This window comes from Dysgonomonas sp. Marseille-P4361 (genome assembly GCF_900343125.1).
Taxonomy (GTDB): domain Bacteria; phylum Bacteroidota; class Bacteroidia; order Bacteroidales; family Dysgonomonadaceae; genus Dysgonomonas.
The window spans coordinates 214,044-230,523 of sequence record NZ_OPYL01000001.1 but is presented as its reverse complement, the minus strand read 5'-3'; the positions used below and the strand labels follow the sequence as shown (position 1 = coordinate 230,523).

Genomic DNA, 16,480 nt, shown 5'->3' with positions numbered 1-16,480 from the left:
GAATAATTCCTTAAAAATATGTAAAATACATTCTTTTTTTGTTCCTTTGCATGTAAGTACAAACTTACATGAGATTTAAGCTTAAAAGATGAACCATAAAAAGATATTAGTAACCGGAGGTGCTGGTTTCATAGGATCACACCTATGTGAAAGATTGTTGAATGAAGGACATGAAGTCTTGTGTTTGGATAACTACTTCACCGGTTCCAAAGATAATGTGATTCATCTTCTGAATAATCCCTATTTCGAACTAATAAGACATGATGTTGTTCATCCTTTTCATGTGGATGTAGACGAAATCTATAATTTAGCTTGCCCTGCTTCGCCGGTTCATTATCAGTATAATGCTATAAAAACAATAAAGACTTCGGTAATGGGAGCTATAAATATGCTCGGTTTAGCCAAACGCGTTAGAGCTAAAGTGTTGCAGGCTTCTACTAGTGAAGTGTATGGTGATCCTCAAGTTCACCCTCAACCCGAATCGTATTGGGGTAATGTTAATCCGATAGGTATCCGTTCTTGTTATGATGAAGGGAAGCGTTGTGCCGAAACCTTATTTATGGACTATCATCGCCAGAATGGAGTGAAAATCAAGATCGTTCGTATCTTCAATACATATGGTCCAAGAATGAACCCAAATGATGGTAGAGTAGTTTCTAACTTTATTGTTCAGGCATTGAAAGGAGAAGATATTACAATATACGGAGATGGTACACAAACACGTAGCTTCCAGTATGTGGATGATTTGGTAGAAGCTATGATCAGAATGATGAATACAGATGATTCTTTTATCGGACCTGTAAATACGGGTAATCCGGGGGAATTTACTATGCTCGAGTTAGCTGATTTGGTGGTTGAACTCACAGGGTCTAAATCGAAAATTGTATTCAAGCCGCTTCCTAGTGATGATCCAAAACAAAGAAAACCCGATATAAGCTTAGCAAAAGAAAAACTAGATTGGGAGCCAAAAATAGCTTTAAAAGATGGTTTAATACAAACTATTGAGTATTTTGATAAATTATTAAAGTAGAACACTCTGAAAACAAAACTATATGAAATTATCGATTGTCATACCTGCTTATAATGAAGCACCTACTATCCATTTTATATTGGATAAAGTGTTAGCTGTAAATCTAATAAATGGGATAGGAAAAGAAATAATCATCGTGAACGATTGCTCAAAGGATGATACTGTTGAAGTGGTAAAAGCGTATATGGCGAATCACCCCGAGGTCGATATGCATCTTTACGAACAGCCAGTTAATATGGGTAAAGGAGCAGCCCTTCATCGTGGGATTAAAGAGGCGACAGGTGATTATATTATTATACAAGATGCTGACTTGGAGTATGATCCGGAAGAATATAATATATTATTAAAACCAGTAGTGGATGGCTTTGCAGATGTTGTTTATGGTTCTCGGTTTATGGGAGGAAAGCCTCATCGTATCCTGTTTTTCTGGCATTCCATAGGAAATCAGATTTTGACATTTTTCTCAAACATGTTTACTAACCTGAATCTTACAGATATGGAGACATGTTATAAGTTATTCCGTTCAGATATTATAAAATCAATTCCTCTTAAAGAAAGACGATTTGGTTTTGAACCGGAAGTAACGGCTAAAGTATCAAGATGGCCAAACGTGCGTATCTATGAGGTAGGTATTTCCTATTATGGACGAACATACGAAGAGGGTAAGAAAATAGGTTGGCGAGACGGTGTTCGGGCTTTTATATGTATGCTTAAATATGGTCTGTTCCGTATTAAATAAAACAAAAAGAGTCAGGAACTTCCTGACTCTTTTCTTTTTTTATATCGTAATTAGTATTTAGGTCTTCTTGAGCCTCCTCCTCCATTTCTTCGAGAGTCCTTATCTTGTCTTCCCTTTCCGTTGGAATTGCGGTCGAAGCGAGGTCTTCCGGAATCTCTTCGGTCATTTGAAGATCCTCCACCTCCTTGTGCTACCTCAACACTGATGCGTCTGCCTTTCTCTTCTTTTTTGTTTAAAGCTTTGATCACTTTTTGAGCATCTTTTTCTTTCACTTCAAAGAACGAGAAATTTTGCATGACGTCAATTCGTCCGATAGAGATCTTGTCGGGCATATAATCGTTTACCATCCCCATCAATGTGGCAGGGTTTACATTGTCGGTACGCCCTAGATTAATGAATAGACGAGAATATCCTTTTTCTGCTACGCGTGGACCATTTCCGTTGCCTCTGTCGTTGCGGTCGCCACGATCACGATCTCTTCTACGAGAGAAACCGCTATCTTCTCTGGAAGAACTACTTCTTTCTCTAGGAACTTCAATTTCTTCAGCGCCTTTATAGTATTCAATTAAACGGTTGAACTCTAGAGCTACTATACGTTTGATAATATCTTCTTTCTCTAACCAGTCTAATTTTCTGTAAACAGAAGGAAGTAAAGCCGAGATCTCTTCTTCGTCAACTTTAGCTTTCTCTATTCTGTCAACCAGGTTGAATAGTTGTTTTTCACAAATAGCTTCTCCCGAAGGAATTGCTCCTTGTTCAAACTTCTTGTTGATGATTTTTTCTATCTCTCTTACTTTGCTCTTCTCTTTTACATGAACTATCGCTATTGATGTTCCTGTCTTTCCTGCACGTCCTGTACGACCGCTACGGTGCGTATATGACTCTATGTCATCAGGCAGACCGTAATTGATAACATGTGTAAGGCTATCTACATCCAATCCGCGTGCAGCTACATCGGTTGCAACAAGTAATTGTAGATTGCGGATGCGGAATTTTTGCATCACATAATCACGTTGAGCTTGAGATAAATCTCCATGCAAAGAATCTGCATTGTATCCGTCTTGGATTAATTTATCTGCAATTTCTTGCGTTTCACGACGAGTACGACAGAATATAATACCATAAATATTAGGGTAGTAGTCTGCAATTCTTTTTAGTGCCAGATATTTATCCTTAGCATGCACCATGTAATATACATGTTTCACATTACTAGATCCCTCGTTCTTACGTCCAATAGTAATCTCTTTAGGATCGTTCATATACTTCTTAGTGATCTTAGCGATCTCTTTTGGCATAGTTGCCGAAAAAAGGAGCATAAAACGCTCTTTTGGAACTTTAGAAAGTATTTCGTCGATACTCTCTGTAAATCCCATGTTCAGCATTTCGTCAGCTTCGTCTAAGATTACATATTTTACAGCCTCAAGATCTACAGTCTTTCGGTTGATTAAGTCTATCAATCGACCGGGAGTAGCTACAATTATTTGTACCCCTCTCTTAAGCGATTTGATTTGACTGTCTATACTCGAACCTCCGTATACAGGAAGAACCCTTAAGTTGTCAATGTATTTAGAATATTCTGCTAAGTCTCCGGCTATTTGTAAACATAGCTCTCTTGTAGGACAAAGAATCAATGCCTGAGGCACATTTTTCTTAACATTAATTTTTTGTAATACCGGTAGTCCAAAAGCTGCAGTCTTCCCTGTACCTGTTTGGGCTAAAGCTATTACGTCGTTTGTTTCGCCAAGTAAGTACGGAATCACTTCCTCTTGCACTGGCATTGGGTTCTCGTAACCCATTTCTTCGATTGCTCTGCGGATATCCGCTGCAACACCTAACTCTTCAAATGTCTTCATTAAAAATTTCAAATATCTTATGTGGAAAAAACTTAAAGCCGTCTCTCCGCCATAATAATTGAGAGCTAGCCTTTAAGGAGGTGCAAAGGTAGTGATTTGTTTTTTAGTATTTATACGATCTTTTAATTTAGTTTTATCTTTTAACGTATTATTCGGCAGAGAATCAAAACGAAAGGGAGGAAATATTGTATATAATTCTTTGTTTTCGGGCATCAATAAGTTCTGAAGAAAATATTTATAAATAATTTATTACAAGCATAAAGAATCTTATTCTTTAATTATTAACTTTATGATCTGTTCTAAATATCAGCATATTAAGAGAACTGAATGCCCTTTTTAGAAATCTTTAATCTTAATCTAATCATGAAAACGAATAGAATTGTAGTTTTGGGAAGTTGCAATACCGATATGGTAGTTAAATCTGAGCGACTTCCAGTTCCAGGGGAAACTATACTGGGTGGCACCTTTATGATGAATCCCGGAGGAAAGGGAGCAAATCAAGCAGTTGCAGCGAGCAGACTTGGCGGGGATGTAATTTTCGTAACAAAAGTAGGGAATGATCTTTTTGGGAGTAAAGCAGTAGAATTATATAAAAAAGAAAACATTAATACAGATTATATCTTTTCTGATCCTGATGAGCCGTCTGGAGTAGCCCTTATCTCTGTAGATAGTCTTGGTGAGAATTGCATCGTTGTAGCATCTGGTGCGAATATGACACTTTCCCCTGCTGATGTAGAAAGTATAAAAGGCGTTATTATCGGAGCAGATATCCTCTTAATGCAACTTGAAATTCCATTAGAGACAGTAGAGTATGCAGCAAGTTTAGCAAATGAAAATGGAGTTAGGGTTATATTGAATCCGGCTCCGGCACAAGCTCTTTCAAATGAACTGTTGAGTAATCTTCATATTATCATTCCCAACGAAACAGAAGCAGAAATGCTTTCTGGAATAAAAGCCTCAGATTGGGAGAGTGGAGAACAGGCCGCAAGGGCAATCGCTTCTAAGGGGGTTGACATCGTTATTATTACTCTCGGATCACGAGGGGCTCTTCTACTAGAGAACAATCATTGTGTAAGAATTCCGGCATTCAAAGTAGATGCAGTAGATACAACTGCTGCCGGAGATACATTCTGCGGTGCATTAGCAGTTGCTTTGTCCGAAGGTAATAGTTTAGAAAATAGTATTCTGTTCGCAAACAAGTGTTCTTCCATAGCTGTGACCTCTATGGGAGCTCAGAATTCTATCCCATACAGAAAAGATATAAAATTTAACCTTTAATATTAATACTATGTTTATAATAGGCAGTTACGGAGTAGCAGTTTTATTTTGCATCATAACTATGATATGTTGGGGCTCGTGGGGTAATGCTCAAAAGCTTGCCAGTAAAAAATGGAGATATGAACTGTTTTATTGGGACTACACGATAGGGATTCTTTTGTTTTCCATTGTAATGGCATTCACTTTAGGAAGCTTTGGAGAGCAAGGAAGAAGTTTTATAGACGATTTGTGTCAGGCCGATTCTTCAAATCTTATGAGTGCAGCAATAGGAGGTGTTATTTTTAATGCATCTAACATTCTTTTGGCAGCATCTGTATCTATTGCAGGGATGTCTGTTGCTTTTCCTTTAGGCGTAGGGCTTGCTTTGGTGTTGGGCGTGTTTATAAATTATTTTAGTAGTCCTAAGGGTGATCCTGTTTTTCTGTTCATAGGGGTTGCACTCATTGTCTTGGCTATTATAATGAATGGTATAGCGGCAGGGAATAATAAAACGCAGGCAGCGAACAGTAATGGAAAGAAAGGGATATATCTTGCAGCTGCAGCCGGAATATTAATGTCTTTCTTCTATCGATTTGTCGCAGCAGCTATGGATCTGGACAATTTCGAATCGCCTCAGGAAGGAATGATAACTCCTTACACTGCATTTTTCATCTTTGCAATAGGTATATTTGGTAGTAATTTTCTGTTTAATACTATTGTAATGAAAAAGCCATTTGTTGGCAGTCCTGTTAGCTATAGCGAATATTTTAAAGGCTCGTTAAGTACGCATATGGTTGGAATCCTGGGTGGTTGCATCTGGGCTCTTGGAACCCTGTTTAGTTATATTGCTGCCGGAAAAGCAGGTTCAGCCATTTCGTATGCACTGGGACAAGGGGCTCCTATGATTGCTGCTATATGGGGGATATTTATATGGAAAGAATTTAAAGGCGCATCAAAAAGTGTTAATGCTCTTTTATTCTTAATGTTTATTTTATTTATCACGGGTTTGAGTCTAATTGTTCTGTCAGGAACAAATTGACATTATAGTCTAATTACGTAACCTTATTTTTTATGAAAAAAATAGCATTTATACCTGTTCTTATCATTTGCCTACTCCTTCTTTCGTGTCAGGAAGAAAGAAAAAGTGGCAATCATTTGCCAGAAAAGCTAACTATGACAAAAGAGCAACTGTTAGATAAAATAAAAGGAGGTTGGGCTGGGCAGACCATAGGGGTTACATTTGGAGGACCAACCGAGTTCAGGTATCAAGGAACATTTATAAAAGACGATCAGCCTATTGATTGGCGTTCGGGATATGTAAAAGAATTGATGATAGCTTCACCCGGTCTTTATGATGATATTTATATGGACTTAACCTTTGTCGATGTATTGGAAAGGGTAGGGCTAGATGCCCCAGTCGATTCATTTGCATATGCTTTTGCAAATGCAGAGTATACATTGTGGCATGCTAATCAGGCGGCCAGATATAATATTTTGCATGGCGTGAAAGATCCCGGACATTGGTTGAATAATCCTCATGCAGATGATATAGACTATCAGATAGAGGCAGATTATGCAGGACTGATGAATCCGGGGATGGTAAACTCAGCATCTGAAATCAGTGATAAAATAGGACATATAATGAACTATGGGGATGGATGGTATGGTGGTGTATATGTTGGAGCCATGTATTCTCTTGCCTTTATATCTGATGATGTAGAATTCATTGTTACAGAAGCGTTGAAGACTATTCCGGCAGAAAGCAAATTTTATAAATGTATGGCTGATGTTATCAATTGGCATAAGGAATATCCGGATGATTGGAAGCAAACCTGGTTCGAACTGGAACGTAAACATTCAGACGATATCGGATGCTCTGAAGGTGTTTTTTCTCCATTGAATATTGATGCCCGTATAAACGCAGCATATATAATATTAGGACTACTTTATGGACAGGGAAATTTTACCAAGACAATGGAGATTTCTACTCGTGCAGGGCAAGATTCTGATTGTAATCCTTCGTCAGCCGGTGGAATTTTAGGAACCATGTTGGGCTATAATAACATCCCTGAATATTGGTTGAGAGGTCTGGATGGCGCAGAAGATATTGACTTTAAGTATACTACGATGTCGTTAAACAAGGTATATGCAATTAGTAACAAACATGCTTTGGATATGATCACGCGTAATGGCGGAGAGATAAACGAAACAAACGTTACAATTAAAGTTCAGAAGCCCGAAGCAGTTAGGCTTGAGCAAAGTTTTGAAGGGATGTATCCTATAGCGAAGAAACGTTTTAGTAATTCTGATTTCAAAACACTGACATTCGAATTTGAGGGAACAGGCTTTGTCTTAAGAGGAGATGTCCTTAAGCGAAGCAAAGATATGCCTGACGGGTCACTGACTGCAACAATGTATATTGACGGAGAAAAGATAGAGAGAGCTGAATTCCCTACTGCATACCGATATCGCCGTCTTGATTTATTCTGGAGGTATCAATTGCCAAAAGGGAAGCATACAGTGATGATAGAGGTTGAAGGAGCAAGTGATAAATACTATCTCCGTTCGTGGGATTATGTAGTGTACTCCGATGCTCCAATTACCACTGTTCATCCGGAATAAAATAGATAATAATATTGATTAATATAGAACAATGATGAAAACAAAATTTTCTTTTTTTATTATATGCCTGCTACTTCTTGTTGGCTGTAAGAATAATAAATCTGCACAAGCAGAAAAAATAGATCAGGATTCAAATATAATCTCTATCATCTTCGAAACCGATATGGGGAATGATGTAGACGATGCTTTGGCTTTGGATATGTTATATAAATATGTAGATGAGGGAAGAATTAATTTACTCGCAATATCAACCAATAAGGAGAGTGAATACTCTGCAGGTTATATCGATATAATGAATACATGGTATGGTTATCCCAATATTCCTATAGGTGTAATTGCAGAGGGAGCGACAAAGCTAGATGTAGACCCACACTTTGTGAGAGCTGCTTGTACTCTTGAAGAAGGAGGAAATCCAGCTTTTGAGCGAACAGTAAAGAATCATGTTGATTTTCCCAAATCAGTTCCTTTGTATAGGAAGATATTAGCAGCACAGCCAGACTCTTCTGTGGTTATTGTCTCGGTGGGATTTTCTACAAATTTAGTGCAACTTCTGGACTCAGAAGCAGATGAGTATTCTTCTTTGTCCGGGAAAGAATTAGTTGCTAAAAAGGTGAAGTACGTTTCTGCTATGTTGGGATGCATTCTAAGCGAAAATCCTGAATTTAATATAAACTGTGATATCCCTTCAGCCCAAAGATTAATGCAAGAATGGCCCACAAAAATTATTGTTTCTCCTTTCGAAGTAGGAGAGCAAATTCTTTATCCGGGATCAAGTATAGAAAATTATTTTAAATGGAAAGAGCCAAATCCTTTGGTTGTCGGATATGCCAGCTATATGCCTATGCCATACGATCGTCAGACATGGGATTTGACTTCAGTTCTCTATGTTGTGGAAGAAGATAAAAACTTTTTTAATGTCTCCGAAAAAGGAGTTATATCTATTGACGATAAAGGTATTGTTCGTTTCAAACCTTCATCTGACGGGAACCATAACTATTTAATGGTAACAAAAGATCAAGCGGAAGTAATCAAAGACTATTTTGTGCAATTGATAACAAAGAGACCATTAAAGTATCAAAGCGAAAAGTAAGATTTATACTATTTTACGATAAGTTTGCAACAATGGATAGGCTCAGAAAAATAAAATGCTAAATTTGTATTTGAATATAAAAGTATTTAAACGAATTTTGAAACAAAAAGCAAACAATATGAACATGAAAAAACTACTATCTTTCTTTTCTTTTGTATCGCTTATGCTAGTGTCGTCGTTGGCGCTTAATGCACAAGAAAGAACATCTGTTATAGAACTTAAAAATGAAGCAGATTCCGCATCATATGCTCTTGGTTCTGTTATCGTGCAGAGCGGACTAAAATCTTATTTGACTCAAATGGGGGTTTTGGCGGATACTACTGAAGTAGAGGATGCAAATAAACTAGATTCTATAAAAACAGCAAATACCAAAAATCTTTCTGAGTTCTTGAAAGGTTTCTCAGATGCATTGAATCAAGATAAAAGCAGTACTTCATACAATTCGGGTATTGCGATCGGAAGTCAGCTTGCTGCAACAGCCGATAACTTCTCTAAAGAAATTTTAGGCGGAGAAGGTAAATTTAATAAAGATGCTTTCTTTGCAGCTTTTTCCGGAGCATTGAATGAGGAGAAATCTCTGATTGAAAATGGCGAAGAATTGATACAAGAAATGTCTGAAAAAGCAGCTCAAAAGAAAGAGCTGCAACAAGCCGAAGAGCAAAGAGCTCAGTACGCAACAGAGATTGCCGAAGGTGAAAAGTTTATGACTGAAAATAAAACTAAGGCAGGAGTTGTAACCTTGCCTAGCGGTCTTCAATATAAAATATTGACTAAAGGAACAGGAGAGATTCCAACAGAAGCAGATAGAGTTAAGGTTCACTACAAAGGGACATTGCTGGATGGAACTGTTTTCGATAGCAGTATCGATAGAGGAGAACCATTGGTGTTAGGAGTTACACAAGTAATTAAAGGTTGGTCTGAGGCTCTTCAGTTAATGCCGGTAGGATCTAAATGGGAACTTTATATTCCTTATGATCTGGCTTACGGAAGTAGAGATCAGGGAACGATCAAACCGTTCTCAAACCTAATCTTTGAGGTAGAATTACTGTCTATAGAAAAGTAGATTACCTTAGCGTTAGACACATATTAAGATTTTGTTAATATACTGGTAGCAGGGTAATCCCTGCTACTATTTTTATATATCTTTGCATCACTTATAAGAAACATAGTTATGAGAATAATACCAGATTCTGAACTTATAATAAATGACGATGGAAGTGTATTTCATCTTCATCTGAAACCGGAACAGCTATCTGATAAAATAATAATGATGGGCGACCCTGCTAGAGTTGCCCTTACAGCATCATTCTTTGATGAAATAGAATGTGAAGTTCAAAGCCGCGAGTTTCGTACAATCACGGGGAAATACAAAGGGAAGCATATTACAGCCATCTCTCATGGTATTGGTCCCGATAATATGGACATTGTACTAACAGAGCTGGACGCTTTGGCGAATGTTGACTTTGAGACAAGAGAAGTTAAACGAGAATTTAGGCAGCTGACAATGGTGCGTGTGGGAACATCGGGAGGTCTGCAACCTCATTGCCCTATAGGGTCTTATGTCGTTGCCCAAAAATCAATAGGTTTCGACGGTGTCCTGAATTATTATGCAGGGCGAAATAATGTAACTTTACAAGACTTTGAAGAAGCATTTAAAACTTATGTTCAATGGAACCCTCAACATTGTTCTCCTTATGTAGTAGAGGCAAGTCAGGAACTGGTGAATAGGATAGGACATGATATGATTAAAGGAGTGACTATCTCTGCAATTGGTTTTTATGGACCTCAAGGGAGATATGTACGCTTACCTTTGGCAAATCCGGATCTGAATTCAAAGATCGAATCTTTCCAGTTCAACGGCGATGTTATTACCAATTATGAAATGGAAAGTGCCCCTCTGGCAGGATTATCTAGATTGATGGGACATCAGGCAATGACAGTCTGCACTATTATAGCAAATCGTATAGCAGGAGATTCTAATTCAAACTACAAAGGCTCCGTTGAAGAATTGATTAAAACAGTTTTAGAGCGTATTTAATGAAACTTAAAACTAAAAAGCTTCTTAAGCGTATCTTATTGTTTGTTGGGTTGGCAACGCTATGCGTAATTCTGTTGATTGTATTTGCCAATTGGAAAATACCTCACGATACTCAAAAATTTGTTTTTGATAATGTAGAAGATGTGCCAAAGCAAAGGGCAGCATTGGTACTAGGTGCAGCGAGATACATAGGGAATAGAGAAAATCTTTATTTTTCATATCGCATACAAGCTGCAAAAGAATTGTATGAATCGGGGAAAGTAAAGATCTTTGTTGTAAGTGGAGATAATGGGAGACATACCTACAACGAGCCGGACGATATGCGCAATGCTCTTATCGAGGCAGGTGTTCCGGATAGTATTATACATATGGACTATGCCGGGTTTAGGACATTAGACTCAGTAGTAAGGATGAATGCCGTTTTTGGTCAAGAGTCGTTTATCATTGTTTCACAAAAATTCCATAACGAACGGGCAGTCTTTCTTGCTCAATGTTACGACTTAGAAGCTTATGGCTATAATGCGAAAGACTTAGGACTAAATCGCTCATCTTACAGAACTAAGATACGTGAGTTATTTGCCCGAGTTAAAGTGTTTGTAGATATTATTACTAATAAAAAGCCTAAATTCTTAGGTGAACCAATAAAAATAGATTGATTGTGATTATGAAGAAAGTATTGTTTTTGCTTTCCTTTATTTCGTTAGGCTTGTTTGCTTACGGACAAGATTCTAATGATGCTCTTTTAAAAAAACTTGTAGAGAAAAATGTAATTACTCAGGCTGAGGCTGATTCATTAAGCCTGTTTGCTTCAGAAGAGAAAAAAAGTAATCTCTCGCCAAAAAATACACTAGAGAAAATTAAAGAGACTGTAACTTCTCCTGCTCTGCAATTAGGAGGATACTCTCTGTTTATGTATAAATACAGTGATCTGGAAAATGTAAAACATTCGGCCGAACCCAGAGTTGTATTTCTTTCCTTAAAAGGAGAACCTATAAAAAACTTCAAATATTGTGTCTTTGCAGACCTTGCACATGCTACTATTTATGAGTTCTATGGTGAGTGGACGCCGTCTGCTGCTTTCAATGTAAGATTAGGACAGGCAAAGACACCTCTCTCTATCGAGAATCAGCTTTCTCTCACAGCTATAGAAGGTGTCTTGAATACCCGTTCTATTTCAGCCCTGATGGGGATGAAGGATGATGTAATGTATTTACAGGATAAAATAAGTAGTGCAGGTCGAGATATTGGAGTCAAAATATATGGAGAATTGATAAAAACCAAAACTCATAATTTGCTAGGTTATGATATAGGGCTTTATCAAGGAACAGGTCTCAATACAAAAGATAATAACAATACAAAAGACTTCGCTGCGAATGTTCTTCTTCAACCGATTAAGGGATTTAGAATTGGAGGAGGTGCTTATTTTGGTCAGGCAACTTATCTCAAACCGGGAGACTTGGAAGTGAGTGACCATGTTCGTAATCGTTGGATATTCAGTTCCGACTATAAATTCGACCAATTTTATGCTCGCTTGGAGTGGATCATAGGAAATGATGGAGGTATAAAGAAAGAAGGCTTGAATGGTATGGGAATGTATTATTTTGTTCCTTCAAAATTTAACTCTTTCGCTAAAGTTGATTATCTGAATCAAGACAAAAGTACGAATAACGAATTAATGGAATATACGGTAGGCGTGAACTATTACTTTTACAAGACCTGTCGTTTACAGCTCAATTATACACATACCGATTATTCAAAGAAGTGGGGAGCTAGAGATTCGAATGTTGTTATCGCACAACTTCAAATTGTTTACTAAAAAACTTTTGTTTGATAATCAGCGTTATATACAATAGCTTGTTTAGAATTTAAACATTATATATGGAACAAAAAAAGCACTTAATAGGGCTGACTGATGCCCAGGTAAAGGAAAGTCGCGAAAAAAATGGAGCAAATGTTCTGACTCCGCCGGCTAAAGAGCCTTTATGGAAATTATTTTTAGAAAAATTCGAGGACCCTATTATCAGGATCTTACTTATCGCAGCTTTCTTATCATTAGCTATAGCTATTTTCGAACACTTGTCTACAGGAGAAGGTCATTATACCGAGACGATTGGTATTTTCTGTGCAATTCTTCTGGCTACCGGAATAGCTTTTTGGTTCGAGATGGATGCGAATAAAAAGTTCGATATTCTCAATCAGGTAAACGACGATACGCTTGTAAAGGTTATTCGTAACGGCAATGTGATGGAGGTTTCTAAGCAGGATGTAGTTGTAGGAGATATCGTACTGTTAGAGACAGGAGAAGAAGTTCCTGCTGATGGTGAACTCGTAGAAGCTGTATCATTGCAAATAAATGAGTCATCACTCACGGGAGAACCTATTATTGATAAGACTACCAACCCGAAAGATTTCGATCACGAAGCAACTTATCCTTCAAACTGGGTAATGCGTGGAACTGATGTGATGAACGGTCACGGAATATTTGAGGTCAAAAGAGTCGGAGATTCAACAGAATATGGTCAGGTTGCCGAGAAGTCAACCGAAATGACTGGTGAGGAAACTCCTTTGAACAAACAACTTGGCGGACTGGCAAAACTGATCGGTTTTTTAGGACTTATTCTAGCCACTCTGACATTCTCTATTTTGTTCCTGAAAGATATATTTGGAGGAACTGTTTCCTATTCGTTAGGACAATTAGGTCTTCTTGGGGGTGTCATGATCGGGATGGTTATCATGTTGGTTAAGGTATGGATGCCTATATTATATGATGGATTTGAATTAGCAGGGAAGACCAAAGAATTACCGAAGAGTGTTTCTTCGGGTAGCTGGTTGAAGTGGTTCTTGTTTGGAATTCTAGCTTTTGTTCTTATTGCTGCTATAAGCTTCCTTTTTGGAGTTAATCCACTAAATCCAGAATCGTGGGTGAGCATAGAAACAGCGAGCCATATATTACAATACTTTATGGTTGCTGTAACTCTTATTGTAGTTGCTGTACCCGAAGGCTTGCCTATGAGCGTAACTCTTAGTTTGGCGATGAGCATGAGACGTATGCTTAAAACAAATAATTTAGTTCGTAAGATGCATGCTTGTGAAACAATGGGGGCTGCAACTGTTATCTGCACAGATAAGACTGGAACCTTGACCCAAAACCAAATGAGAGTGCATGAAACTCAATTCTATACACTACAAAATCAAGAGATTGGTGATGATGAAGTAAGCTGTCTTATTAAAGAAGGTCTATCGACAAACTCTACTGCCTATCTGGATTTTACAGATCCTAATAAAATAAAAACATTAGGCAACCCTACCGAAGCAGCTCTTTTGCTTTGGTTGAATGCGAATAAGATAAACTATTTAGACATTAGAGAAAATACTCCGATCGTAGGTCAGCTAACTTTTTCTACAGAGAGAAAGTATATGGCAACTATTGTTGATTCTCCGTTGTTGGGAAAGAAGGTGCTGTATGTAAAAGGAGCTCCGGAAATAGTATTGTCTAAATGTTCTACTGTACAATCTAAAGAGGGGAATGTTTCTGTAAAAGAAGTAAAAACTGAAATAGAAAGCCAACTGTTAAACTATCAGATGCAGGCAATGCGAACTTTAGGGTTTGCATATAAAATATTGGAAGGAGATCTGGCAGATGCAGATGTACAGGAATTGGCTGAAAAAGATTTGGTGTTTCTTGGTATAGCAGCTATCTCTGACCCGGTGAGAGAAGATGTGCCGGCTGCTGTGGCCACTTGTTTGAATGCTGGGATAGATGTGAAGATTGTGACAGGCGATACTCCGGTAACAGCACGCGAAATAGGTCGTCAGATTGGCATTTGGAAGGATACCGATACGGATGAGAATATAATAACCGGACCCAACTTTGAGGCATTATCAGACGAAGAAGCCTTTAAAAGAGTTATGTCTCTTAAAATAATGTGTCGTGCCAGACCTACAGACAAACAACGTCTGGTGGAGTTGTTGCAAAAGAATGGACAGATAGTAGCCGTTACTGGTGATGGAACAAATGATGCTCCGGCACTGAATCATGCTAATGTGGGACTTTCTATGGGGTCAGGTACTGCTGTAGCTAAAGAGGCTAGTGATATAACATTGCTGGACGACTCGTTCAATAGTATTGCTACCGCTGTGATGTGGGGACGCTCTTTGTACAAAAATATTCAGCGATTCCTTCTTTTCCAGTTAACAATAAATGTAACAGCGTTGATACTGGTATTCCTAGGATCTATATTTGGACATGAGCTACCTCTGACGGTAACACAGATGTTATGGGTGAACCTAATAATGGATACTTTTGCTGCAGGAGCATTAGCGTCATTACCACCAGATAAGAATGTGATGAATGAGCGTCCTCGCAAAAATAATGACTTTATACTAACGCCTTCTATGCGCAATAATATTCTCTTCACAGGAATATCGTTTGTAATAATTTTATTGGGAATGTTATTTGCTTTCACAAATAATGAAGTGCTAGATACAATGTTTGCTCATATAGAGGCTTCGGGCAGATATGCTTACTCATTATCTTTCTTCTTCACAGTATTTGTATTATTGCAATTCTGGAATATGTTCAATGCTAAGGCATTTATGACAGGTAAATCTGCATTTCTCAGTATGGGACAAAGTAAGGGCTTTGTATCAGTCGCTTTCCTGATTCTGATAGGACAATTCTTTGTGGTAGAAGTTGGAGGAGATGTTTTCCGTACAGTTCCATTGATGTTACAGGACTGGCTAATAATCATAGGAGGAACCTCAGTTGTACTATGGGTTGGTGAATTATCTCGCCTTATAAGAAAGAAATAGTCGATTAAGACAAAATAAAAAAAGCGGGACGATATTATCGTTCCGCTTTTTATGTGTCTAAAGAGAAATTAGTTTTTAGAAGCTTCGATAGATTTCTTACGAAATTCTTTCAATGCTTTTTCAATTTCTAAAGATGCTTTTCTCGCACGAGTTCCAGCTGCTTTATTACCATTCTCTATTTGAGCAGTTGCATCTTTAGCAAAAGCTTCAAAGTTCTCTTTTAATTTTTCTACTAATTCTTTCATGTTTATACAGTTTAAAAAAAATCTATACAAAGATAATCGCATTAATGAAACATGCAATAGTTCCCCTTGTTTTCAGGAAAAAATATATGGAAAACCACATATTTTATAATAAAAACGATTTGTAATGTATATACTAAATTAAATTTCTTAGATAGTAAAAAATGTAATAACTTAGTATGCATATAACGATTATATAACGAGACTATGAATCTAGATAAAATATCGGAAGAGCGACTTTTCCAAAACAATACGAAAGAAGAGGTAATGCGTTGGTGCCAAAATCTTCAATACTTTCATTATATGCGTTCGCGCGGAGGACACAACTGTGAGGGTGATTCTTTCTGTGTATATTTTAAGTATACAGATCGGGAAGATCTTATTAATAAACTACAACAGATAGGAGTAACGCTCAATAGACTAGAAGAAGGTTTTATTGCTTTTGATCCATTTGAGTCTTATTCTATAGACGATCTGGATAAATTGAAAATAACAATAGCACATCTTAGTGATCTAGAACAGCCTCAATATGTAGAGGTCTTTGGACATAAAGCTCACATATGGGTGATATCGGGACGTTTCGAAATCTCTATATCTGGAACTAAAGATGGACAGACATACAAGGTATCAGAAGAAGATTTTCAGGTTTGCCAATCTTTAGAGACTGAATTTGATAAATTAGGATGGAGTGCAATTCTTGATGAGGAGATTAAGCAACAGATACATTGTGTTTCAAAGGAAATGTATCCCGAATTATTTGAATAAGTATTGTATCTCTTATGAATATAAAAGAAAAG

14 protein-coding genes are annotated in these 16,480 nt (G+C 37.5%); 12 read left to right on the top strand and 2 right to left on the bottom strand.

The genetic code is table 11. The annotated features are described in order from the left end of the window. Positions 1–88 precede the first annotated feature (88 nt). Positions 89–1,030, top strand: a complete 942-nt coding sequence (locus DHU68_RS01000; protein WP_108821108.1) for a UDP-glucuronic acid decarboxylase family protein — start codon at positions 89–91, stop codon at positions 1,028–1,030. Positions 1,031–1,052: 22 nt separating this feature from the next. Then, positions 1,053–1,769 carry a glycosyltransferase family 2 protein gene (locus tag DHU68_RS00995; protein ID WP_108821107.1) on the top strand — a complete coding sequence of 239 codons (717 nt, stop codon included), beginning with the start codon at positions 1,053–1,055 and terminating at the stop codon, positions 1,767–1,769. 50 nt (positions 1,770–1,819) lie between these two features. Here DHU68_RS00995 and DHU68_RS00990 read toward each other — a convergent pair whose 3' ends face one another. After that, positions 1,820–3,622 (bottom strand): DEAD/DEAH box helicase, encoded by a 1,803-nt coding sequence (locus DHU68_RS00990; RefSeq protein WP_108821106.1) that lies wholly within the window; start codon positions 3,620–3,622, stop codon positions 1,820–1,822. 363 nt (positions 3,623–3,985) lie between these two features. Here DHU68_RS00990 and rbsK point away from each other — a divergent pair, with 363 nt between their 5' ends. The 9 genes from rbsK (at position 3,986) to DHU68_RS00945 (ending at position 15,441) form a co-directional block, all read left to right on the top strand. Next, on the top strand, positions 3,986–4,900 hold the full coding sequence (gene rbsK, locus DHU68_RS00985; protein WP_108821105.1) for a ribokinase: 915 nt from the start codon (positions 3,986–3,988) through the stop codon (positions 4,898–4,900). A gap of 10 nt (positions 4,901–4,910) precedes the next feature. After that, a complete protein-coding gene (locus tag DHU68_RS00980) occupies positions 4,911–5,918 on the top strand; it encodes a GRP family sugar transporter (protein ID WP_108821104.1) in 1,008 nt (335 codons plus the stop codon). 32 nt (positions 5,919–5,950) lie between these two features. Continuing rightward, positions 5,951–7,501: an ADP-ribosylglycohydrolase family protein gene (locus DHU68_RS00975; protein WP_108821103.1), complete on the top strand. Its 1,551-nt coding sequence runs from the start codon at positions 5,951–5,953 to the stop codon at positions 7,499–7,501. A gap of 34 nt (positions 7,502–7,535) precedes the next feature. After that, the gene (locus tag DHU68_RS00970) at positions 7,536–8,591 is read left to right on the top strand and encodes a nucleoside hydrolase (RefSeq protein ID WP_255412393.1); all 1,056 of its coding nucleotides are present in this window, start codon (positions 7,536–7,538) and stop codon (positions 8,589–8,591) included. Between the two features lie 124 nt (positions 8,592–8,715). Continuing rightward, positions 8,716–9,654 (top strand): FKBP-type peptidyl-prolyl cis-trans isomerase, encoded by a 939-nt coding sequence (locus tag DHU68_RS00965; RefSeq protein ID WP_108821617.1) that lies wholly within the window; start codon positions 8,716–8,718, stop codon positions 9,652–9,654. Positions 9,655–9,762: 108 nt separating this feature from the next. Next, complete coding sequence (locus DHU68_RS00960) at positions 9,763–10,629, top strand: nucleoside phosphorylase (protein ID WP_108821101.1); 867 nt, start codon at positions 9,763–9,765, stop codon at positions 10,627–10,629. Beyond that, positions 10,629–11,285 carry a vancomycin high temperature exclusion protein gene (locus DHU68_RS00955; RefSeq protein WP_108821100.1) on the top strand — a complete coding sequence of 219 codons (657 nt, stop codon included), beginning with the start codon at positions 10,629–10,631 and terminating at the stop codon, positions 11,283–11,285. The genes DHU68_RS00960 and DHU68_RS00955 overlap by 1 nt, the downstream gene beginning before the upstream one ends. An 8-nt stretch (positions 11,286–11,293) precedes the next feature. Continuing rightward, the gene (locus DHU68_RS00950) at positions 11,294–12,445 is read left to right on the top strand and encodes a porin (RefSeq protein WP_108821099.1); all 1,152 of its coding nucleotides are present in this window, start codon (positions 11,294–11,296) and stop codon (positions 12,443–12,445) included. Between the two features lie 62 nt (positions 12,446–12,507). Then, the gene (locus DHU68_RS00945) at positions 12,508–15,441 is read left to right on the top strand and encodes a calcium-translocating P-type ATPase, PMCA-type (protein ID WP_108821098.1); all 2,934 of its coding nucleotides are present in this window, start codon (positions 12,508–12,510) and stop codon (positions 15,439–15,441) included. Between the two features lie 68 nt (positions 15,442–15,509). On the opposite strand, the gene DHU68_RS00940 is transcribed toward DHU68_RS00945, so the two are convergent. Further along, positions 15,510–15,686 (bottom strand): histone H1, encoded by a 177-nt coding sequence (locus DHU68_RS00940; RefSeq protein ID WP_108821097.1) that lies wholly within the window; start codon positions 15,684–15,686, stop codon positions 15,510–15,512. 204 nt (positions 15,687–15,890) lie between these two features. Here DHU68_RS00940 and DHU68_RS00935 point away from each other — a divergent pair, with 204 nt between their 5' ends. Beyond that, positions 15,891–16,448 carry a hypothetical protein gene (locus DHU68_RS00935; RefSeq protein WP_108821096.1) on the top strand — a complete coding sequence of 186 codons (558 nt, stop codon included), beginning with the start codon at positions 15,891–15,893 and terminating at the stop codon, positions 16,446–16,448. The last annotated feature ends 32 nt before the right edge of the window (positions 16,449–16,480 follow it).

What these genes read in the sequence shown, in the direction of transcription:
- DHU68_RS00935 (WP_108821096.1), top strand. Translation starts at nt 15,891, where the DNA reads ATGAATCTAGATAAAATATCGGAAGAGCGACTTTTCCAAAACAATACG.
- DHU68_RS00995 (WP_108821107.1), top strand. Translation starts at nt 1,053, where the DNA reads ATGAAATTATCGATTGTCATACCTGCTTATAATGAAGCACCTACTATC.
- DHU68_RS00955 (WP_108821100.1), top strand. Translation starts at nt 10,629, where the DNA reads ATGAAACTTAAAACTAAAAAGCTTCTTAAGCGTATCTTATTGTTTGTT.
- DHU68_RS00965 (WP_108821617.1), top strand. Translation starts at nt 8,716, where the DNA reads ATGAAAAAACTACTATCTTTCTTTTCTTTTGTATCGCTTATGCTAGTG.
- DHU68_RS00960 (WP_108821101.1), top strand. Translation starts at nt 9,763, where the DNA reads ATGAGAATAATACCAGATTCTGAACTTATAATAAATGACGATGGAAGT.
- DHU68_RS00990 (WP_108821106.1), bottom strand. Translation starts at nt 3,622, where the DNA reads ATGAAGACATTTGAAGAGTTAGGTGTTGCAGCGGATATCCGCAGAGCA.
- DHU68_RS00970 (WP_255412393.1), top strand. Translation starts at nt 7,536, where the DNA reads ATGAAAACAAAATTTTCTTTTTTTATTATATGCCTGCTACTTCTTGTT.
- DHU68_RS00945 (WP_108821098.1), top strand. Translation starts at nt 12,508, where the DNA reads ATGGAACAAAAAAAGCACTTAATAGGGCTGACTGATGCCCAGGTAAAG.
- DHU68_RS01000 (WP_108821108.1), top strand. Translation starts at nt 89, where the DNA reads ATGAACCATAAAAAGATATTAGTAACCGGAGGTGCTGGTTTCATAGGA.
- DHU68_RS00975 (WP_108821103.1), top strand. Translation starts at nt 5,951, where the DNA reads ATGAAAAAAATAGCATTTATACCTGTTCTTATCATTTGCCTACTCCTT.
- rbsK (WP_108821105.1), top strand. Translation starts at nt 3,986, where the DNA reads ATGAAAACGAATAGAATTGTAGTTTTGGGAAGTTGCAATACCGATATG.
- DHU68_RS00980 (WP_108821104.1), top strand. Translation starts at nt 4,911, where the DNA reads ATGTTTATAATAGGCAGTTACGGAGTAGCAGTTTTATTTTGCATCATA.
- DHU68_RS00940 (WP_108821097.1), bottom strand. Translation starts at nt 15,686, where the DNA reads ATGAAAGAATTAGTAGAAAAATTAAAAGAGAACTTTGAAGCTTTTGCT.
- DHU68_RS00950 (WP_108821099.1), top strand. Translation starts at nt 11,294, where the DNA reads ATGAAGAAAGTATTGTTTTTGCTTTCCTTTATTTCGTTAGGCTTGTTT.